This window comes from Streptomyces sp. RK62, assembly GCF_018070255.1.
Taxonomy (GTDB): Bacteria; Actinomycetota; Actinomycetes; order Streptomycetales; family Streptomycetaceae; genus Streptomyces; species Streptomyces nigra.
Window position 1 is genome coordinate 99748 of record NZ_JAGPYD010000005.1, and the last position, 19813, is coordinate 119560.

The 19813-nt window shown below is 70.4% G+C and carries 18 protein-coding genes; 7 read left to right on the forward strand and 11 right to left on the reverse strand.

Going from position 1 to position 19813, the window contains the following annotated elements; all coding sequences use genetic code 11:
* The first annotated feature begins 78 nt into the window (after nucleotides 1-78).
* Nucleotides 79-1230: an aminotransferase class I/II-fold pyridoxal phosphate-dependent enzyme gene (locus KBY32_RS11365; RefSeq protein ID WP_210979829.1), complete on the forward strand. Its 1152-nt coding sequence runs from the start codon at nucleotides 79-81 to the stop codon at nucleotides 1228-1230.
* Here the strand turns inward: KBY32_RS11365 and fxsT (KBY32_RS11370) are convergent.
* From fxsT (KBY32_RS11370) to fxsT (KBY32_RS11380), 3 genes are all read right to left on the reverse strand, one after another.
* Complete coding sequence (gene fxsT, locus KBY32_RS11370; protein ID WP_210979830.1) at nucleotides 1219-3354, reverse strand: FxSxx-COOH system tetratricopeptide repeat protein; 2136 nt, start codon at nucleotides 3352-3354, stop codon at nucleotides 1219-1221. The two genes, KBY32_RS11365 and fxsT (KBY32_RS11370), sit on opposite strands and share 12 nt — an antisense overlap.
* Before the next feature lie 89 nt (nucleotides 3355-3443).
* Entirely contained in the window at nucleotides 3444-3902 is a 459-nt protein-coding gene (locus KBY32_RS11375; protein ID WP_147304325.1) for a chromosome partitioning protein, read from the reverse strand.
* Nucleotides 3903-3998: 96 nt separating this feature from the next.
* The gene (gene fxsT, locus KBY32_RS11380; protein ID WP_210979831.1) at nucleotides 3999-6476 is read right to left on the reverse strand and encodes an FxSxx-COOH system tetratricopeptide repeat protein; all 2478 of its coding nucleotides are present in this window, start codon (nucleotides 6474-6476) and stop codon (nucleotides 3999-4001) included.
* Nucleotides 6477-6989: 513 nt separating this feature from the next.
* On the opposite strand from fxsT (KBY32_RS11380), the gene KBY32_RS11390 reads away from it, so the two are divergent.
* Entirely contained in the window at nucleotides 6990-8087 is a 1098-nt protein-coding gene (locus tag KBY32_RS11390; RefSeq protein WP_210980039.1) for a MerR family transcriptional regulator, read from the forward strand.
* A gap of 171 nt (nucleotides 8088-8258) precedes the next feature.
* Here KBY32_RS11390 and KBY32_RS35270 read toward each other — a convergent pair whose 3' ends face one another.
* Nucleotides 8259-8501, reverse strand: a complete 243-nt coding sequence (locus KBY32_RS35270; protein ID WP_308293697.1) for a DUF6411 family protein — start codon at nucleotides 8499-8501, stop codon at nucleotides 8259-8261.
* A gap of 192 nt (nucleotides 8502-8693) precedes the next feature.
* On the opposite strand from KBY32_RS35270, the gene KBY32_RS11395 reads away from it, so the two are divergent.
* On the forward strand, nucleotides 8694-9284 hold the full coding sequence (locus tag KBY32_RS11395; RefSeq protein WP_308293698.1) for an SMI1/KNR4 family protein: 591 nt from the start codon (nucleotides 8694-8696) through the stop codon (nucleotides 9282-9284).
* A gap of 96 nt (nucleotides 9285-9380) precedes the next feature.
* On the opposite strand, the gene KBY32_RS11400 is transcribed toward KBY32_RS11395, so the two are convergent.
* Nucleotides 9381-9818: a MarR family winged helix-turn-helix transcriptional regulator gene (locus KBY32_RS11400; RefSeq protein ID WP_210979833.1), complete on the reverse strand. Its 438-nt coding sequence runs from the start codon at nucleotides 9816-9818 to the stop codon at nucleotides 9381-9383.
* 98 nt (nucleotides 9819-9916) lie between these two features.
* On the opposite strand from KBY32_RS11400, the gene KBY32_RS11405 reads away from it, so the two are divergent.
* Entirely contained in the window at nucleotides 9917-10774 is an 858-nt protein-coding gene (locus KBY32_RS11405) for an alpha/beta fold hydrolase (protein WP_210979834.1), read from the forward strand.
* Between the two features lie 104 nt (nucleotides 10775-10878).
* Nucleotides 10879-11436: a YcxB family protein gene (locus KBY32_RS11410; RefSeq protein ID WP_210979835.1), complete on the forward strand. Its 558-nt coding sequence runs from the start codon at nucleotides 10879-10881 to the stop codon at nucleotides 11434-11436.
* 47 nt (nucleotides 11437-11483) lie between these two features.
* On the opposite strand, the gene KBY32_RS11415 is transcribed toward KBY32_RS11410, so the two are convergent.
* The 5 genes from KBY32_RS11415 to KBY32_RS11435 form a co-directional block, all read right to left on the reverse strand.
* A complete protein-coding gene (locus tag KBY32_RS11415; RefSeq protein ID WP_210979836.1) occupies nucleotides 11484-12329 on the reverse strand; it encodes a hypothetical protein in 846 nt (281 codons plus the stop codon).
* 159 nt (nucleotides 12330-12488) lie between these two features.
* Nucleotides 12489-13649: a pentapeptide repeat-containing protein gene (locus tag KBY32_RS11420; protein ID WP_247689321.1), complete on the reverse strand. Its 1161-nt coding sequence runs from the start codon at nucleotides 13647-13649 to the stop codon at nucleotides 12489-12491.
* A gap of 104 nt (nucleotides 13650-13753) precedes the next feature.
* Nucleotides 13754-15322: a VWA domain-containing protein gene (locus KBY32_RS11425; RefSeq protein ID WP_210979837.1), complete on the reverse strand. Its 1569-nt coding sequence runs from the start codon at nucleotides 15320-15322 to the stop codon at nucleotides 13754-13756.
* On the reverse strand, nucleotides 15319-16521 hold the full coding sequence (locus KBY32_RS11430) for an AAA family ATPase (RefSeq protein WP_210979838.1): 1203 nt from the start codon (nucleotides 16519-16521) through the stop codon (nucleotides 15319-15321). The genes KBY32_RS11425 and KBY32_RS11430 overlap by 4 nt, the downstream gene beginning before the upstream one ends.
* Nucleotides 16522-16606: 85 nt before the next feature.
* Nucleotides 16607-16795, reverse strand: coding sequence for a hypothetical protein (locus KBY32_RS11435; RefSeq protein WP_210979839.1), 189 nt, complete (start codon nucleotides 16793-16795; stop codon nucleotides 16607-16609).
* A gap of 62 nt (nucleotides 16796-16857) precedes the next feature.
* Here KBY32_RS11435 and KBY32_RS11440 point away from each other — a divergent pair, with 62 nt between their 5' ends.
* On the forward strand, nucleotides 16858-17331 hold the full coding sequence (locus tag KBY32_RS11440; protein ID WP_210979840.1) for a carboxymuconolactone decarboxylase family protein: 474 nt from the start codon (nucleotides 16858-16860) through the stop codon (nucleotides 17329-17331).
* A 61-nt stretch (nucleotides 17332-17392) separates the two neighbouring features.
* Nucleotides 17393-18316: an RNA polymerase sigma-70 factor gene (locus KBY32_RS11445; protein WP_210979841.1), complete on the forward strand. Its 924-nt coding sequence runs from the start codon at nucleotides 17393-17395 to the stop codon at nucleotides 18314-18316.
* 15 nt (nucleotides 18317-18331) lie between these two features.
* Here KBY32_RS11445 and KBY32_RS11450 read toward each other — a convergent pair whose 3' ends face one another.
* Nucleotides 18332-19768: a serine hydrolase gene (locus tag KBY32_RS11450; protein ID WP_210979842.1), complete on the reverse strand. Its 1437-nt coding sequence runs from the start codon at nucleotides 19766-19768 to the stop codon at nucleotides 18332-18334.
* Nucleotides 19769-19813: the final 45 nt, after the last annotated feature.

The window sequence follows — 19813 nt, forward strand, 5'->3', positions numbered from 1 at the left end:
GCGGATGATGAGAGGCAAGAGGGACGATCAGAGGGTACGTAGGTGATACGTACAGGCGGTCACGCGAGGACAGAAGGGGTGACGGTGGTCGAGCGCAATCTCACGCAGGAGGAGGTGGACGCGCTCCCGTTCGAGCTCAATCTGTCGGATGGTCACGCCTTCCGCCCCTGGACCCCCGCCGAATCCGAGATGATCGCCGGCTCGGCGCGCTTCTTCACGGAGTCCGACCGCCGGGGCGGGCAGCGGGCCGAGGCCGAGTACATACGCCGCTATCTCGCGCTCGGATCGCAGTCGTACCTCCCGGGCCACTTCACCGGCCTGATGTCCTACTCCGCCTCGATGGCCGTGGAGATGGTCGCCAACCTACTCCGCATGAGGAATCTCTCCGCGGCCCTGATCGAACCCTGCTTCGACAACATCGCCGACATTCTGAAGCGCCACGACGTCCCCCTCCAGCCCTTCCCGGAGACGGCCTTCACGGACGGTCCGGCCGCGCTGGAGAGGCTGCTCGGCACCCTCACCGCTGACGTCATCTTCCTGGTGAGCCCGAACAACCCGACCGGTACCGTGGTGAGCGAAGAGGCGTTCACCCGGGTCGTCGAGTACTGCCGGACGAACGGCAAACTTCTCGTCCTCGACGGCTGCTTCCGGATCTACCTGTCCGACGACGAGGTCTACGACCACTACGGCATCCTCGCCGCGTCCGGCATCGACTGCGTCGTGATCGAGGACACCGGGAAGGTCTGGCCGGCGGCCGAGCTGAAGGCTCCCTTCCTCTCCGTCTCACCGAACCTGGTGGGCGCCGTCTCGGCCATGCACTCGGACTTCCTCCTCCATCTCTCGCCCTTCACGGTCCGGCTGATCACCGAGTTCGTGAACCTCGCCGAGGCCGACAACGGCCGCTACCTCCGCGAACTCGTCCTGAAGAACCGCGAGCTCTTCGAGAAGACGGTCCCCGCATCCTTCCTGAGCACGGACGACACCCGGAAACTGGGCTTGGCCTGGCTGAAGGTGGAGCGGGACGACCTGGACGGCGAGGATGTCCGCAAGTTGCTGGCCGAACGCGGCGTCCAGGTCCTGTCGGGCGAGCGGTTCTACTGGGCGTCACCGCACCTGGGGCGGCAGCACCTCCGCATGGCCCTCCTGCGTGACCCGGACGTCGTCGTCCGCGCCGGACAGGTGATCGCCGGTCTCGCGGAGGAGCTGGGCGACGGCCGGTCACGGCGCTGACGGCACCTCCGCCAAGGCCTGAGCCGACCGCTTGGTGTCCGGATGGCCCTCGCCCAGCACACTGCGCCGCCGTACGAGGGTGTCGCGGTGCAGTTCGCGGGCCCGGGCGTGCTCCCCGAGGGCGGCCAGATCGTCCGCGAGGCTGTAGGCCGACCGGAGCGTGTCCGGGTGGTCGTCGCCGTGCAACTGCCGCCGCCGGTTCCAGACCTCCTCGTTGAGCTCCCGGGCCTGCGTGCAGTCGCCCATCTGGTGCAGCGTGATGGCCAGGTAGTGCCTCGAGCGCAGGGTGTCCGGGTGGTCCTCGCCCAGACGCCGGCGCCGCTGCTCCAGGACCCACAACTCGAGCTCCCGGGCCCGCTCCAGTTCACCCAGGTCGCACAGGTCGGACGCGAGGTGGTGCGCGGAGTGCAGCGTGTCGGGGTGCGTCTCGCCGAGGACCCGCTGACGCCGCCGCCACACCTCCTCGTTGATGTCGCGGGCCCGCTCGCGCTCGCCGAGTTCGTACAGGTCGGAGCCCAGATAGTGCGCCGACTGCAGGGTGTCCGGGTGGTCCTCGCCGAGCAGCCGGCTGCGATGCTGCCACCCCTGCTCGTCCAGGGCCCGTGCCCCGGCGAAGTCGCCCAGGTCGCAGAGGTCGGCCGCGAGCTGGTGCGCCGACCGGATGGTGTCCGGATGATCCATCCCGAGGACGCGGCACCGTCTTTCCCAGACGTCCTGGTCGACGTCCTTCGCCTGCGCGTACTCACCGAGTTCGAAGAGGTTGGACGCGAGGTTGTAGCCGGAGTTCAGCGTGTCGGGGTGGTCCGGGCCGAGCCGTTCCGTCCAGGACTCCCGGGTGATCCGGCAGATGTCGACCGCGGACCGCGACTGGCCGGAGAAGTACAGATAGCGCTGCACCTTCAGCACCAGCGCACGGAACCCGTCCGCGTCCAGCTGCGGACCGGGCAGCGCCGCGGCGGACGACAGCAGCTCCCGGACATGCGGGACGATCATGCCGTACTCGGGCCAGGACTCCGGGGTGTCCGGGTCGCCGAGGGTGATGGTGGCGAGCAGCTCCTCGGCGGCGTGATGGATCACCCCGTGCTCCTCCTGCGGCAGCCTCGCCCGGAGCAGCGTGTGGACGAGCCGGTGCATCTGCAGGGCGTTGTCGGCGTGCCGGGCCAGGCCCAGGGTGACGATCTTGCGGACGGCGAGGGCGGCCGTGGCCGTGTCACCGAGCCGGACGCCGAACCGGGGCGGCCCGACGGCGGGATCGGAGCCCAGCGGAATCGGCTCCGGCGCCAGGAACGCGAGCCGGTCGAGCAGGGTGGCCGCCGTCGGTCCGGCCGTCGCCACCAGCCGGTCACGACTCGTGGCCACCACCGACACCAGGCCGGGGTGCGCCGAGACCGTACGGTCGTCCAGGCCGCTCTCCGTCGGCTGCGACTGGAGAAGCCGGAGATATTCGGACGTCTCCAGCCCGGTCTCGTCGAGGAAGCAGCCGACCTGCTCGACCGACAGGGGCAGATCCCCTACGGCGGCCGCGACGCGGTCGGCGTCCTCGGGGGACAGGGTGGGGCACCGGCGGGACAGCAGCGTGATCGACTCGTCCCGTTCGAACTCGGGGACGTCGATGCGCGTACCGATGCGCCCGATACGGGGATCGCGGCCGGTGATGAGCAGCTTCCCTCCGTCGGGAGGGAGGAGATCGTTCATGGCGCCGAGATCGTCGAGGTTGTCGTACACCAGCAACCAGTCGTCCCTGGCGGCCAGTTCCACCCAGAGGGCCCGTATGAGGAGGGACGGCTGGACGGCGGTGAGTCCGAGCTGTGAGGCGAGGGCCGTGAGGCTGGCCATGACGGCGGCGAGCTGATCGGCGCCCACCCACCACACCAGTCCGTAGTCCTGGGCATGGCGATGGGCGTACTCGAGGGCCAGCTGGGTCTTGCCGATGCCGCCCATGCCGATCAGCGACACCACTCCGGGTTCGTCGGCAGCGCCATCCTGGCCGCCGTCCCGCATGCTGGCGGCGACACGTTCGAGGAGAGCGGTCCGGCCGGTGAACGCCTGGTTGCGGGAGGGCAGGGAGCGGATCGGCCGTAAGCGGGTGGTCGTTTCGGGCGATGGAGCGGATATGACCTGCACATGGTCGATGTGGTCGGCAAGTAGTCCGCCGTAGAGCGCTGCCTTGGCGGCGGCGACCGTCGGCTGGGCGGGCGTCTCTCCGGGACCGCTTAGCCCTCGTGCGGCCCCGGCCGGGAAGGGTGGTGGCCGGTGGTCACTCCTCCCGAGACATTGCCCGCGACCACGACGCCGCCTGTCTCGGCCCGGAGGTCACGTGCCGCGCCGATCCCGTTGTACGGCGCCAGTCCGGCTTCGTGACGCTGCAGACGGTCGACGGATGCGGCCAACTCCGTCGCGAACGCGGGATCTTCCTCCGCCAGGTCGGCGATCGCGTCCGTCGCCCGCCGTGTCGTGCGCTCCGTCACCTCGCCGTCCCCGGCCTGCTCCAGCAGCCGGGTCAGGGCGGGATCGTCGCCGACGGCTCCGCTGACCAGTTCGTGGAGGGCGTCCATGTTCTCGTCGAGCACCTGATCCGCCGCGACGTCGGCACCGGCACTCACTCTGCGCGCCTTGCGCACGAGGTATCCGACCGCCGCTCCGGCCACCAGGTCCACTCCGGGTGTGGGCACTTTTCCTCCCCCGTTGTCGGCTGAGACCATTTAACACCTTGACGGCATGGTTGCTGGCGATTGGTACCCGACAACTTCCTTGCTTTTGAGGCGTGTTCAGTCGAAGTCGCTCGGCGCAGGCCGAGGAGCTGTAGGGCCATCAGGCCCGATCGGATCGGTGATGCCGATCGCGTTCAGGAGGGCGACGCTGAGTCGGGTGTCGGGGTGGCCCTCGCCGAGGACCCGCCGACGGCGTTCGGCGGTGTCGCGGGCGATGCGGACGGCTTCGTCGATCCGGCCCAGCCCCGCCAGGGTCGCCGCCAGGTTGGACGCGATGTCCAGAGTCTCGGGATGGTCGTCGCCGAGGACCCGCCGTCGGCGGAGCAGAGTGTCCTCGGCCAGGTCGCACGCCTCGGCCAGGCGCCCCAACTCCGCGAGATCGGTTGCCATGTTGGAGGCGGTGAACAGCGTGTCGGGGTGGTCCTCGCCGAGGACCCGCCGCTGCCGGCTCACGGTGTCCTGGGCGAGGGCCAGGCCCTCCTCCACGCGCCCCAGTCCCGCGAGACAGACCGCCACGGTGGATGCGACGGCGAGCGTCTCGGGGTGCTCCTCGCCCACGACCTGTCGGTATCGATGGAGCGTGTCCTGAGCCAGAACCAGTGCCTCGTCGGTCTGTCCGAGATCCATCAGGTCGGCGGCCAGGTTCGCGGCGGTACGCAGAACCTCGGGATGGTCCGCGCCGAGTTCCTGCCGTTGCCGGTCGAGGAGGCCGCGGTGGAGGGAGAGGGCGCGGTGATGATCGGCGACGGCAGCGGCGGCCCGGGCCAGGCAGGCGGTGGCGCGCCAGGTGGCGGCGTGATCGACGCCCAACTCCGCGGTCCAGGTGCGGTGCAGGCTCTCGAGCCGGGGGAGTACGGCCGTAGCACTGCCGCGGTCGACCAGGTACTGACAGGCCTCGCAGGCGGCCAGGCGTGCGGCGTCCGTCACCAGATCGCCGGGCGCGATGGCGAGCAGATGCGGGAGCAGATCGGGCCAGCCGGGCCAGGCAGCCGGATCCTGGGCACGGCCTGGGAACGCGGCGGCGAGCAGCAGGCTGGCGTGGCGAGCGGCGGCTGCACGCTCAGGGACGGTGAGCTGGGCGGCTATGACGGCATGGGTGAGCCGGTTCAGATGAAGGGCGCCGCCTTCCACGCGCGCCAGCCCGTGTCGCTGTAGCGCTGTCACTACACGGTTCCGCGCGATCCGGTCGACCAGGACCTGGCCCATGAACGACGAGGCCCCAGGGCGCCGGCGGCCTTCCAGGACCGGCAGGGTGAACGGCTCCGGAGCGAGCAACGCGCAGGCGTGCAGAACCTGGGCGGCCTGGGAATCCTGCGCGCGCAGACGTCGCATGCTGAGCCGTATCTGCGCGGCCAGCGTCCGGGGGTAGTCGAGCGGTTTGCCCGCGTCGGTCACCTCTCCGGCCCTGTCGGCGAGTTGCTCCAGATAGTCCCGCACGCTCGTCGTGGCCAGGACCTCGGCCGCCTGCACCAGGGCGAGGGGCCAGTCGTCCAGCGCCGCCGCGAGCCGGTCCGTATCCGTGGCCGTCAGCCATGGTGTGCGGGCCCGCAGGAGCGAGACCGAGTCCCTGCGGGCCAGTACGCCGACAGGGACAGGGGTGGCGAGCTCGTGCCAGCGCGGGTTGCGCGAGGTGATCAGGACGTGTCCCGCTCCGGACGGCAGACATGCGGCCACCGCTTCAGGGTCCTCGGCGTTGTCGAACACGATGAGCCAGCGCGCCCGCGACCGCAGCTCCGCCGCCAGCGCGGGTACGGCGTCCTGGGCGGATGTGGTCGCGTCAGCGCCGCCGAGGGCGACGGCCAGCCGAGCGAGCTGGTCAGGGATGAGCGCCGGGTCCTCCGCCCGCACCCACCACACCAACTCGTAGTCGCCGCAGAAGCGATGCGCGTACTCGACGGCCACCTGGCTCTTGCCCACCGCCGCCTGTCCGTGCAGAGCGACCGGCGCGGCGGTGGGCCCGCTCGCCAGCCGGCCGCGAAGGTCGACAAGGAGTTCGTCACGGCCGACGAGTCCGGGATTGCGCGCCGGTACGTTCCACACCCGGGGCAGCGTCCCCGGCAGCCGAGGCCCCGCCGACGGTGAGCGGCCACGGTGTCCATCACCGCCGGGAAACGGCGGTCGTACCTCGGGTGCCCCGACGGGCCCGGCGACCGCGGCCAACAGCGCTTGCCTGGCCGCCTCCTCGCCCATCCCGCACAGCGCCGGGGCCTTGAGCGCCCGCAACATGGGTGGCGCCGCCGAGTCGTCGAGGCGGACCGGGACGAGCTGATCCCGGCCGGCGATCACCGCCGTCCACTCCTCGGTCGTCCATCTCCGGCGGTCGAAGTAGGCGGCCGAGAACAACGCCACCATCCGACGCTGCGCGAGGGCCTCGTCCATCCGCACGATGACGTTGTCCCCGGCACCCCAGTGCCAGGAGTCCAACTCGACGTCGTACCCGGCGTCCCGCAACTGCCAGGCCACCCACTCGGCCCACGCCAGATCGGCCCCCGCGTGGCTGACGAACAACCAGGGCCTGCCCTCGGATCCCGTCATGACCACCCCCGTGCCGGACTCAGCCTGCGCTCAGTCGTGGGGGCCGGAGACAGGCTTGTGGCCCAGTATCTGGATCCCCCTCGCCTCGTGACCGCTCATGGTGTTCACGGTGATGTCCCGACGGGCCACGGTCGTGAAGTCGCGCAGCAACGAGAAGAACCATGAGCGCGAATGATGCCTGAATACCCCACCGTCTTCCGTCTCAAAGACGCCGTAGTCGTCGAAGTGGGAGGAGCCCCGGGCGTAGCGCGCGCGGTTGCGCTCTTCCTCCTGCAGCAGGAAGTCACTGACCTAGAGGGCACCGCCGTGTTTGCCGATTCCGGCGAGCCAGGGCGAGTGGAGCGGATGTGTGAACGTCTTCGTGGCCGCGGCGGAGTTCCAGTAGGGGATCTGGCTGTCGAGATCCGACACGGCGGATGCCTCCTGACGCAGGTGCGGTCACCCTGCCCGGCGCCCCTTGACCCTCACGTGGCGTCAGGCCCCATAGTCGGGGCCGTGGAGGATCACTGGACCGTGGGACGCGTGGCCGAACTCGCCGGCGTCACCGTGCGCACGCTGCACCACTACGACGCGATCGGGCTCGTACGTCCGTCGGCGCGCACCGCGAAGGGGTACCGGGCGTACTCGGCGGAGGACGTCGAGCGGCTTCGGGAGGTGCTGGCCTACCGGCGGCTGGGCCTCGGGCTGCGTGAGATCGCGGAACTGGTGGGTGACGCGTCGACCGACGTGGTCGCGCGCCTGCTCCAGCTCCGTGGCCTGCTGCTGGAACGGCGTGACCGCGCCGACGCCATGGTGGCGGCCCTGGACAGGGAACTCGAAGCAAGGGGGAGGGGGCTCACGGTGACACCGGAGGAGCAGCTGGAGGCGCTCGGCGGGCGCCTGTACGACGCGATCGGCGGCGCGTACACCGCGACGCGCCGCACGGAACCACGGATCGCCACCCAGATCCTCGACGCACTCGGCGACGCGCAGACGGTTCTGAACGTCGGCGCCGGCACGGGCAACTACGAGCCCGCGGGGCGTGAGGTGACCGCCGTGGAACCGTCGGCGGTCATGAGGCGGCAGCGCCCTGTCGGCTCGGCACCGTGTGTGGCGGCGGCAGCGGAGAGCCTGCCGTTCGAGGACGACTCCTTCGACGCCGCGATGGCCGTGTCCACCGTGCACCACTGGGAGGACCCGCTCGCGGGGCTGCGCGAGATGCGGCGTGTCGCCCGCCGCGTCGTCGTGCTCACCTTCGACACCGACGAGCCCGGATGGCAGGACCGATTCTGGTTGACCCGGGACTATCTGCCGGAGTTCGCCGGTGTCCTCGCGGGGTTCCCCTCACTCGCCGGCATGGCCGACGCGATCGAGGCCCGCACCGAGCCGGTACCCATCCCGTGGGACTGCGCGGACGGCCTGTTCGAGGCGTACTGGCGTCGACCGGGGGCGTATCTGCAGGAGCCGGTGCGCCGCGCGATGTCGGTGTGGACCCGGGTCGGCCCGGAGGCCGAGCAGCGCGCGGTGCGAACCCTCGGCGACGACCTGGAGTCCGGCCGGTGGACCGAGCGCAACGGCGACCTCGCCGACCTGGACGCGGCAGACCTCGGCCTCCGCCTGATCATCGCGTGAGCAGACGGAGGGCCCGGCATCACGAAGATGCCGGGCCCGTGCCACACGCTCAGAAGGCGTGCCCCAGGTGTCCACCGTTGGAGTCCGTCGCCTCGCGGGTTGCCGCGATGGCGCACTCGTCACGCATCGAGCCGGGTGTGCGGTGTCCTCCCCGCTCGACATCCACACTGCTCAGAAGGGCATACGGCCCCGAACCCGGCGCCCCGCCGACCCGCTGCGGCCCACCGCACGCGAGCTGCTGTGGAAGGGCTTGCTGAAGAGGCGGCCCAGGGGACCGGGCGCCTTGCCCCCCGCTCGCGCACCGGCACCGAGCGTGCGTTGCGTGCCACGTTCGGGGTGCCGGGAAAGGCGAGGGATGAAGAAGGCCAGAACAGCCAGTACGACACAAATGCCGATCACGCCGACGATTACCACGGTTGGCTCCTTTCGATGGTAGGTGTCGCATGCCCCGCATCACCGCACCTATGTGGAGGACTTCCTCGCGAGATCAGGGACGGGTGGTGGACCCTCGGCCGCCCTTGGAGCCCGGTGCCCCCGGAGGGCGTGATCACGTAGATTGTGGCTCTTCGACGATGTGGGATGTGGGCTGTGAGTGGGGGAGCGGAAGTGGGTGGACATCCGGTGGTGACGGCGCTGGCGCAGGTCGTGCCGACGACGCACGGCGTGGACGAGCGGATCGACTGGAACGAGCCGGAGGAGATCTGGGGGACCCGCTTCCCCGCCGACTATGTCGCCTTCATGGAGGTGTACGGGGCAGGGGAACTCAGTGAGTCCATCGGCATACTGCTGCCGGTACCGCGACCCGAGGCCTACTCGGACGGTTCAGGGCTGAAGGACGAGACGGCGAACGCCCGCGGCACGTGGGAGATGTGCGGCGGTCGGAGAGTCCTGGATGTGGACCCGGATTCCATGCTGGCTTGGGGCGTCACCAGCGGCGCCGACATCTACTGCTGGCTGAGGACGGGCGACGATCCCGATGTATGGCCGGTACTCGTCTGCGGCCGGCACACGAACCCCCAGTTCCAGGTCCACTCCTCCGGGATGGGGGAGTTCCTGCACAGGCTGCTCACCGATGAGGAATTCCGGGAGGAGACGATCAGTGTCGTCCTTCCGAAGAAGCACTCCTTCGTCAACTGGCGTGAGCAGCAACGGCGTTTGGAGGCAGGCCTCGACCCGTCCACAGGAGAGCCCTGGTGACGCCAGACGCTTTCTGCACGCGGGCTGAGCCAGGCCGGTCCACTCACGAGGCTGGGCCTGGACGTCGACCCGAACGTGGTGCTGACCCGAGAAGACTTACCCGACAGTCCGCGCCCGTGCCGCGGACGTGAGCACTGACGTCAGAAAGCGGCGAACCGCCTCCAACTCGCCCTCGTCGAGGCCTTCCGCGGCCGCCACCACCTCGTCGATCAGCGGTCCGAAGAAGGCCCACCCGAGCTGCCGGGCCTTGTCCTCGACCTCCAGCAGTACGCGCCTCCGGTCGGCGGTGTCCCTGCTGCGCCGGACGAGTCCGAGCCGTTCCAGGCGGTCCACCAAGGCCGTCGTCCCGGCCGAGTTCAGGCGCAGTTGCTCGCCGAGCCAGCCCGGCGTGGCGCGGATGTCGGCCCGCGCCGCGTCCAGGAGGTGGATCAACGCACGTACGTCGGTGGGATGCAGCCCCCGACGGGCGGCGAACTCGGCGCCCAGCAGGTCGAATTCGACGGTCACCGCACGCAGCAGGTGAACCAGCCCCATGACCGGGTCCCGATCGTCCACAGCACCCTCCCCTCTCCTGCGGATCTGCGCATAGTATCTCGCTGAGCGAGATAATTGCTGGGCGAGAGGAATGCTCCGTGTCCCTGACCGCTTTCGACCTCTCCTACGACGAACTCCGCGCACGCTGGCCGGACTCCACCGAAAAGCTCGACGTCCCCACCCCGTACGGGCCCACCCGCGTCCACGCGTACGGCCCGGCGGACGGCAGCCCGCTCGTGCTGCTCCCCGGCGGTTCGGCCACCGGCCTGGTGTGGTTCGCCAACGCCCCGGCCCTCGGCCGTCGGCGCCGGGTGTACGCGGTCGACCTGATGGGCGACGCCGGCCGCACCGAGCGCCGGGGCACGCCTTTCAGGAACGCCGGCGACCTGACGACTTGGCTGGACTCCCTGCTGGACGGACTCGGGCTCGCCCGTACGGACCTGTGCGGCCACTCCTACGGCGCCTGGATCGCCGTCACGTACGCACTCCACGCCCCCCAGCGCGTCGGACGCCTCGCCCTCGTCGATCCCACCCAGGTCTTCACCGGTTTCCGCACGAACTACCTGCTGCGCGCCCTGCCCACCCTGCTCCGCCCGACCGAGGCACGTGCCCGCGCCTTCCTGACCTGGGAGACGGAGGCGGCCGGCACCCGTCCGGACGAGACGTGGCAGCGTCTCTACGCCCTGGCCTCCACGGTCCCCGGCCGCAAGTTCATCACCGGTGGCCGACCACGGACCGCCGAACTGCCCATGCCGGTACTGATCCTGCTCGCGGAGCTCAGTCGCGCACACCACACCGCCAAGGTCGCCGAGAAGGCCCGTCGGACGCTCCGGCACGGCGAGGTGGCCGTACTCCCGGGCGCGACGCATCACTCCCTCCCGCTCACCGCGCCGGACGAGTTGAACGACCGGTTGCTCGACTTCCTCGGCCGCCGGGAGCCCACGTCGAGCCCTTGATCGCACGGCCAGGGAAGTCGCTTCGGGCCGCCCGCCCCCACCGCCGTATCGCGACGTGATCGCGGACCGGTACTATCCGCGGGTCGTCCAACGGGGGAGGGACCATGGCCGAGGGCCGCGAAGTCACCAGTGGAGCCGAGGAGAGCCACGCCACCGGCGTGGAGGAGACGGCGGTGCACCTGGTGTACCGTCCGCAGCCCGCTGACACACTGGCCGGTATACGGGCGCGGCAGCGGATCAAGCGGTGGGGGCTGGTGCTGCGGGCCGTGTTCCTCTTCCTGTGGGTGGCTCAGTGGCTGCTGGGCACCGTCCGCCGAGGCGACGTCGAACCGGTCTCCACCGTGCTCTTCCTCTTCGTCCTTGTCCTCGTCGCCGGTTACCCACGGGCGCAGGCCGCCCAGGTGCAGCGGCTCGTCGGATGGCAGGGCGAGTACCGCACGACCGTGTCCCCGTCCGGCATCACGACCAGCAGCGACCACACCACGCTCATCCAGAAGTGGTCGGTGTACCAGGGCTACCGCGAGACGAAGGGCCACTTCGCCCTGCTCAGCCGCGACCCCAACATCCTGTGTGTCGAGATCCTGCCCAAGCGCGGCCTGAGCACCCCCGACGACGTCCCCCGACTGCGCGAGCTCCTGGACCGGTGCACGAAACGCGTCTGACGCTGCTTCGGACCGCCACCCCACCGGCCTGTCCGATCACGTCGAGGTCAGGGCCGCTCGTACAGCTGGAGTACGCCGCCGAGCGAGAAACAACCGGCGCCGAGGAGGGTGCCCCAGTTGGCGATGTCGGCGTTGACCAGGCTGCCGGTGGCGGGGCGGGTGTAGGCCGCCACTGCGGAGATCATGAACAGGACGGACCCGATCTGGTTCACCGCGACGATCCACCAGCCCAGATCGCGGCGGCGTAGACAGGGGTATGCGCGGTGGCAGATCTCCACGAAGGCCAGATGACCGGAGATCAGGAACAGCAGGCAGCCGATGACGTCCGGCGCCCAGATCAGCCGGTTCACCTGCTGGACACTGAGGCCCTGCAGAAAGGAGTCCAGGAGGTCGACGGCGAACACCAGCGTGCCCGCGAAGAGGACGAGCGCGCTCAGCCAGTCCACCCGGGCCGGTTCGTAGCTCCACCAGCGCCAGGAACGGGTGAACAGACGCCCTTCGCCTCCGGGTTCGTGGCGCGGGGCGTTGACGACCTGGAGCAGGGAGACATAGCCGCCGGTGTTGAAGAACAGACCCCCGGCGAAGTAGATCGAGGCGCAGGTGGTGGCGTCTCCCGAGCCGAACTGGGCGACACCGGCGCCGGCCGCGAAGAGCGCGCCGCCGATGACGAACGCGGTCGCCGCGATCGTGTTGAGCCTGCGCAGCCGGTCGCGTGTGCGGGCGTCGACACCGACCTTCCCGCCGGCCGGTGCTCCGGGCGGACCGGCCGTGATGACGCCCCGGCGCCGGGCGGGCCTCGACTCCCAGACAGCGGTCCCCCCGCTGGGCGGCTGCCATGTGAGCCGGGTCGTGAACGGCCCCGCGCCCTCGGCGTGCTGCTCGGTCGGTGTCATGTGCGTGGAGTGGCGGCGATACGGAACACGGGTCGACTCTGCCAGAGCACCGGCCGCGGAACCGGCATTGCCCGGCGTCCATCCGTATGACGCGGCACAGGAGCGGTGACGTCGGTCGGGCGGAGTCTGGTCGACGCCGGACCGACCGGCGCGACTCGGTCAGGGACTGGATCTCAGCGGCGGCGCCTGCCACGTCAGCGTGGGCGGCTGGAGGAGGGGCGAGGGCTCAGGCCCGGGGTCTTCGGTGTCGACGACCCCGGCGGCCGAGTGGTCGAAGCCGCTGGGCCAGCGGGTGCGCTCACTCGCCAGGGCGCCGGTCAGGCGTGCTCCACCGAGGTCGGCGGTGCTCAGGTCGGTGCCGCGCAAATCGGCCATACGGAGGTCGGCGCGGTGGAACACCGCACCGTGGGCGTCGGCCTTGCGGAGGTTCGCCTCCCGCAGGTCGGTTTCGGTGAAGTCGGCGTCACGCAAGTCGGTCGCCACCAGCTTCGCGGCCCGAAGGTCGGCCAGAACGCATCGAGCCCGGCGGAGGATCGCAGTCGTGAGGTCGGCGTGCCGCAGGTTGACCGAGACCAGCGACGCCTGGGTCAGATTCGCGCGGTAGAAGCCGGCCGCCTCCAAGCAGGCGCGGTCGAAGTTGACCTCGGGGAACCACAGCCCGTCGCAGTCGGCCCGGCGCAAGTCGGTGATGCTGAGATTGACCCAGGACTGCTCCCGGTGTTGACACAGGACACCGAGCGCGGTCAGCGCCACCTGGGCGTCGGCGGAGCGGGTCTCCAGGGGTGCCACGTCGTTGATGGGCGCGTCCGCCGCCGGTGATTCCGGCGCGGCGGGTGGCCAGGGCAGGTGCGTCCGCAGGTACGCGGCCTGGATGGAGATGATGGCCTCCCGGTCGCGGGCGGACTGCTCCGCGATCCGCCACAGCGCGTGCAGTCCGCCGATGCGCACATCCAGTTTGTCGCTGCCGAGCTGGTCGACGGCCCGGCTGAACCGATCGGTCACGTAACCCTCCTGGGCGGCACGCAACCCGTCCTGACTCACCCGCAGTTGCCGCCACGTGGCGTACGCGCCGAACAGCACGACCAGGCCGCCGACCACCTGCAGCAGCGTCGTACGGACGTCGTTCACCGCCTTCAGGCGATCCTGGGCGGCGACGCTCGCCCCGGCCAGGTCGTGGTCGACCACCACTCCCGGCAGCACGACGAACAGCGTGCCCAGCGTGACGAGCCCCGCCCCCGCCAGCAGACCTGCGGCGACACGACGCGTGACCGGCCCCTCATGCCACGCCTGCCGCCTGCCGTCTGTGCCCCCCGTGTCCATGGGCATGGGAGCCTAGGCGTCGTCCAGAAGACGATCAAGGGTGCTGTGCACGGGCTCCGGCCTGCGAACGACCGTACGTAGTCTGTGAGTTGTCCCCGGCCCGGTCAGATGACGCGGAAGAGGTCGGCTGCCGCGTGCACGTCCGTGAGGTCCTCGATCGAGCGCAGGTTGTCGCACAGCACGTCCAGGACCGACTCGGCGGCGGCCGCGGGTGGGACGCCGACGGCCGCGCCGAACACCCGGAAGCCCAGCCGGCGCTTGGTCTCCTTCCACTGGCGCATCCAAGCCTCGGTGACGCCGCAGTCGTCGTCCGTGATCATCACGATGTCGCCGCGCGAGCGGGCCGCGTCGTCGAACTCCTGCTGTAGCAGCTCTGCCGCCGCGCCGAGCGGTCGCTGGTAGTCGGTGCCGCCCCCGAGGAAGGTCTCGGCGAACTCCAACACCCGTTCGACAGGGGCGGGTTCGTCGGCCGGGAACCGGAACACCTGCAGTTTGTCGGCGGCGGAGAACAGAATGCCGACGAAGTCCCGCCGGGCGTGCCGGGCCTGGTCCAGGAGCGCCAGCGCGCAGGCCTTGGCCCACGCCTCCCTCGTGACGCCCCCGGGCCCCTCCTCGTACATGGAGTGCGACGTGTCGACGCACGCGATGATCGCGCCACGGCCGGAGGAGTGCTCGCCGCGGCTGTCGTAGAGCATGAGCTCCCCGGCCGCGAAGCGGGCGGCGAAGACGGCTCGCAGTGGGGGCAGGCCCAGGTGGGCCAGTTCGGAGGGGACGATGCGGGAGAGATCGTCGCCGAGCGTGACGCCGACCAGTTCGCCGCTGGTGTGCTCCACCTTGCGGGCCCGCTCGCCGCTCGCCATCTGCCGGAAGCGGCCGATCAGGTCGGCCCATTGGGCGAGCCGGCTGGTGGCCAGCCGTTCGGCGAGCCGAAGGCGTTCGGCGAACGGCAACCGCTCGGTCTGAGCGGAGCCCACACCCCAGGCCCGGAGGAGCTCGGCTTCACGCCGTGCGGCGGTGGCGGCCTGCGCCGCCGCGGCGTGGGCGGCCGCCCGCATGCCCGGGGCCGCGGCGGTCAGGGCCTGCGTGGCACTGTCCATGGCCTGCACGGATGCGGTGCGGGCCGTCTCGGCTGCTTCGCGCAACGCCTGATCCATGTCGTCGACATCGCCGTCCGACTGCCGTACCGCCTCCGCCAGTTGAGCGGTAGCTCTCTCGGCCTTGAGCTGAGCCCTCCTCGCCTGCTCGGCCTCGTCGGCGTGCTCGAGGATGCGGCGCAGCATGGTGGACATGGCGAGTACGGACATGGCGGCTGCGTAGGCGTCACCGGCGGTCGTCCGACGCAGTTCGGCGAACTCCGGTGGCTCCATGAGCGAGGTGAGGATGTGATGATTGACCAGCCGGGCGGGGTCCACCGTCGCACGGTCGTGCAGCCGTGGCCGGGCCTGGTACGCGGCCAGGAACACGTCGGTGAGCAGATCGATCGCACTGTCATGGCGTGCGCTCAGCTCCGCGGCCAGGTCACGCAGAGCGGTCGACTGCGCCCGGGTGTCGTGCCATGTGGCGAGGTCGAAGCGGTCCGCGACCACGGTGGTCGTGTGCCGCTGTGCGGGGACGGCGCTGGACGGTGTGTCGGTCTCCTGAGGCGGGGCGGGGTGTGAGTCGTCGCGGGTCATGGCTGGGCGTCCACCATGCTCGTGTCCAGGCCGAGAGCCTCAGTGAGCACGCGGGCGCGTACGGCGCGCTGGCGCAGGGTGACGCGGTCGATGGTGGTCGTGGAGCGGCCGGCGCCCGCGGCCTCCGACCGCAGCTGCTCCAGGCGCTTACCCGCTGTGGCGAGCTTGTTGTGGGCGTTCTTGATGACCCAGTCGCTCAGCGCCTCCCGGGACTGGCCGGCCATGGCGTCGAGCTGGGTCTCCAGCTCGTCGAGGGTGTCGGACAGGTCGAGCGCCTCCTTGGCGTCCGGATTCACCAGGTGCAGCACCTCGCGCTCGACGACGGGACGTTCGGCCGGGGAGTTCCACAGGACGTGGGTCAGGATCGACAGGTCGGTCTCGGTGACCTCCGTCCGGCCGTCGAGGTAGGCGGACGCCTGGAGGAGGCCGACCGCCTGCCGCCAGCGCCGGTCGGAGGCGATGAGTTCCTTGCGGCGCAGGGCGGCCCGCAGGGTGCAGATGGCGTCGACCATGGCGTCCGGCACCTCGACGGCCGGGACCGTCGTCGTCACGGCCTCCTGCAGCTCGCTCAAGTGAATCGTCGTCGGCGTGGACGCCGGTGCCGGGGCGCGGACGGCCGAACGGACCAGGGCGGCGAAGTTCGAGGGGTCGGTCAGATAGCCGATCTCGATCCGGACCAGCAGACGGTCGTAGATGGCGGCCGAGTCGTCCGCGTCGGGCAGTTCGTTGCTCGCCGTGATGGCGCCGATCAGAGGGCACCGGATGGGTTCACCGCCGTTCTCCGGGTGGTAGATCCGCTCGTTGAGGTAGCCCAGCGTCTCGTTCAGCGCCGCCGTCGAGCACTTGAATATCTCGTCCATGAACGCCACATGGGCGGTGGTGGCGCGCCCCTCGTAGACCTGGCGGTACTCGCCCCGAGCCAAGGCACCGACGTCGATGGGGCCGAACATCCGGGTGGGAGCAGTGAACTTCGACAGCAGGATCTCCCAGTAGGAGGCTCCTTCGACCCTGGAGGTGAGGTCCCGGGCCAGCTCGGACTTGGCCGTGCCGGGCGGCCCGAGCATCAGGGAGTGCTGTCCGGCGAGCAACGTCACGACCAGGGTGCGTACGACGTCGTCCCGCTCGTAGAAGCGCTCCGACAGCTCACTGACGATCGTCCGCAGCTTCTCGGCGGTGGTCTGTGCGTCGGGTTCACTCATACGTCTTCTTCCCGGCTCCCTGCTCGAGCTGCCCTGACACTGACGGCACGCATCCGGTGCGCGACCATCGGTACGGTGCCCCAGGCTACTTCTTGGCGTCGGACGCCCCGCCGGGGTCCGACGCCACGCCCTCGCCCCTCACAAGTCCGTTGTCCTTCACGAAGCGCTCGAACTCCTCGACAAGACGCCGGGACGCCGCCCGCATCGCACTCCGGGTCGTGCCCCGACATGCGGCGGAGAGCTGCGAGACCTGGATCACACCGGGTCGTGTCACAGGCGTCCTAGCTGTCTCGTCTCGGGGACGTAGGCACCCTGACGACCCAGGAGGATCAGACGATGGACGCGCGACTGAACTACTTCGCCGCCCCGACCACCGGCAAGGCGCTCAAGCACTTCATGGCGGTCGGCCGGGAGTTGAAGCAATCGCCTCTCCCGGCCACGACACAGGAACTGGTGGCGCTGCGCGTGAGCCAGATCAACGGGTGCGCGGTGTGCATCGACATGCACACCAAGGACGCCGCGGCGGCCGGTGAGAGTCAGGTGCGGCTGCACCTGGTCGCGGCCTGGCGGGAGGCGACGGTCTTCACGGAGGCCGAGCGTGCCGCGCTGGAGCTGGCCGAGCAGGGGACCCGCGTCGCGGACGCGGCCACCGGGGTCAGTGACGAGGTCTGGGCGCGTGCCGCCAAGCACTACGACGAGGACCAGCTCGCCGCCCTCGTCCTGCTGATCTCGTTCATGAACACGGCCAACCGGCTCAACATCATCGCCCAGCAGCCGGCCGGCGACTACCAGGTGGGCCAGTACCACTAAAGCCAGTAGCACTGAGCCAAGTATGTCCGGGCGGCCGGCAGACCGTAGGGGAGAAACAGACGTGGGCAAGGTCGAGGAGTTCGAGGAGCTGCGGCCGCTGCTGTTCTCGATCGCGTACCGGATCCTGGGCAGCGTGAGCGAGGCGGAGGACGCGGTGCAGGAGACGTGGCTCCGCTACGACGCCTCGACCACGCGTCCCGTGTCGGCGAAGGCGTTCCTGTCCGCCACGGTGACCAGGATCGCGATCGACGTACTGCGCTCCGCACGGGTGCGGCGCGAGGAGTACGTCGGCCCGTGGCTGCCCGAGCCGCTGATGAACGACCCGTACGAGGACCCGGCCCGTGCGGCCGAGCTGGCCGACTCCGTGTCGATGGCGGCACTGCTGCTCCTGGAGCGGCTCAGTCCGCTGGAGCGGTCGGTGTTCGTGCTGCGCGAGGTCTTCGCGTTCGGCTTCGACGAGATCGCCGCCGCGGTGGGGCGTTCCGAGGCGGCCTGCCGGCAGTTGCTCGTACGGGCGCGCCGGCACATGCACGAGGGGCGGCCCCGTTTCGAAGCGGACCGCCGACAGCGGCAGGAGCTGGCGCGACGGTTCTTCGAGGCGCTGGCGGACGGCGACGTGGACGGGCTGCGGAGTCTGCTGGCCGCCGACGTCCAGCTCGTCGGGGACGGCGGGGGCAAGGCGCCGCAGCTCGCCAGGGCCGTCGCCGGCGCGGAGAACGTGGCCAGGCTGCTGGCCGCCGTCTACCCGCTCATGGTCCAGGTCGACATCACCTGCGAACCCCACGACATCAACGGCCAGCCCGGCGCGCTGTTCCGCGACCGCGACGGCAAGGTCCTCCACATTCTCGCCCTCGACGTCCTCGACGGACAGATCCAGACGATCCGCTCGGTCATCAACCCCGACAAGCTCAGCCACCTCGGCCCGGTCGCCGACGTCTGGGCCGTCGACCAGGAGGTGAGGCAGGCCCGCAGGCGGAGCCGGTGATCTTCTCAGCAAGGCTCACGCGACGTCCGGCCGTGTCATCAGGGGCGACCGCAGGTGCAGCTCCAGGCGGGGCCCGGTGAGGGGCACCGTGCTCCACACGGCGGTCGTCTTCCCCGCGCCCCCGTCCACCACCAGCCGGACGTGGTGCGGGGTGGTGATGAGGAGGAGGTCGGCGACGAAGGTACTGCCCTGCCAGGCGCCGGACGCCACGACGGGGCGGCCGAGCGGGCTGCTCTCGCGCCAGTCGCCGAACCCGACCTCGACGTCGAAGAGTGACCCGAAGCGTACGAGCCACCCGCCGTCGGCGCTGTCGACGGTCACCGTCGTTCCGTCGGGCAGAGCCGAGTCCTCGGCGGAGGCGTCGAGTACGCCGCTGACCGAACCACCGGGGCCGGGACCGGCCGACGAACCCGGCACCGGCGGCAAGGCCAGCTGCCGCAGCCGGGCCGCGAGGAGTTCGTCGTCCTCGGCGCTTTCCGGCCGGTCCAAGCCGGGCAGCAGGCACTCCCACAGAGCGTCGAACACCGTCTGCGACTCACCCTGGGCGGTCACGGCGACCACCAGATCGTGCGCTGGCACCACCACACACTGCTGCCCGAAGGCGCCGTGCCCGTGGTAGCCGTGCCGCGACATCCAGAACTGGTAGCCGTAGCCGCAGGAGAAGTCGGCGTCGGCGGTGCCGTCCTGGAACGGCTCGCACGCGACGTGCCACCGTGTCGCAAGCTCCACCCACTCGTGCGGGACGAGCTGGCGGCCACCCCACGCGCCTCCCCGCAGAAGCAGTTCACCGAAGGCGGCGATGGCCTCCGTCGTGAGGTGCAGACCATGGAAGCCGAAGACGGCACCGCTCTTCACGCGGTCCCATTCGGCGTGGCCGACGCCCATCGGCTTGAAGAGGCGGTCGTCGAGGAAGTCGTCGAGGTCGCGGCCCGTGACCCGTTCCACCATGCGGGCCAGGAGGAAGGTGGTGGAGTTGTCGTAGATGTGCCGCGTGCCCTCCGGCGCGGTGAACGGCAGGCTCAGGAAGCCCTTCACCAGGTCATCGGGCTCCAGCTCCCAGGCATCGGCGAGGCTGTCCCCGGGGTGGCCGGCCGTCATCGACAGCAGATGGTGGACGGTGATCCGGCTCGCCTGCGCCGAGAGGTTGTCCGGGACGTGATCGGGCAGTACGTCCACCACCCGATCGTCCAGGGAGAGCAGCCCGTCGGAGACCGCCAGGCCCACGGCGACCGACGTGAACGACTTCGTCAACGAGTAGAGCAGGTGGGGCCGGTCGGCCGAGTACGGCGCCCACCAGCCCTCGGCGACGACGTGACCGTGGCGCACCACCATGAGGGAATGACACTCGATCGATGCCGCCTCCAGCCGGTCCAGCAGGGCGGCGATCGCACGGGACGACACCCCGGAGGCGGCCGGTGTCGAGCGCGGTAACAGGGCACGCTGGGAAGCCATTCGCGCACCGTAGACGGATGCCGTCACCGCGCCCAAGGGAATATC

What these genes read in the sequence shown, in the direction of transcription:
- KBY32_RS11400 (WP_210979833.1), bottom strand. Translation starts at nt 9,818, where the DNA reads ATGGGGCTGGTTCACCTGCTGCGTGCGGTGACCGTCGAATTCGACCTG.
- KBY32_RS11410 (WP_210979835.1), top strand. Translation starts at nt 10,879, where the DNA reads ATGGCCGAGGGCCGCGAAGTCACCAGTGGAGCCGAGGAGAGCCACGCC.
- KBY32_RS11415 (WP_210979836.1), bottom strand. Translation starts at nt 12,329, where the DNA reads ATGACACCGACCGAGCAGCACGCCGAGGGCGCGGGGCCGTTCACGACC.
- KBY32_RS11420 (WP_247689321.1), bottom strand. Translation starts at nt 13,649, where the DNA reads ATGGACACGGGGGGCACAGACGGCAGGCGGCAGGCGTGGCATGAGGGG.
- KBY32_RS11430 (WP_210979838.1), bottom strand. Translation starts at nt 16,521, where the DNA reads ATGAGTGAACCCGACGCACAGACCACCGCCGAGAAGCTGCGGACGATC.
- KBY32_RS11425 (WP_210979837.1), bottom strand. Translation starts at nt 15,322, where the DNA reads ATGACCCGCGACGACTCACACCCCGCCCCGCCTCAGGAGACCGACACA.
- KBY32_RS11440 (WP_210979840.1), top strand. Translation starts at nt 16,858, where the DNA reads ATGGACGCGCGACTGAACTACTTCGCCGCCCCGACCACCGGCAAGGCG.
- KBY32_RS11450 (WP_210979842.1), bottom strand. Translation starts at nt 19,768, where the DNA reads ATGGCTTCCCAGCGTGCCCTGTTACCGCGCTCGACACCGGCCGCCTCC.
- fxsT (WP_210979831.1), bottom strand. Translation starts at nt 6,476, where the DNA reads ATGACGGGATCCGAGGGCAGGCCCTGGTTGTTCGTCAGCCACGCGGGG.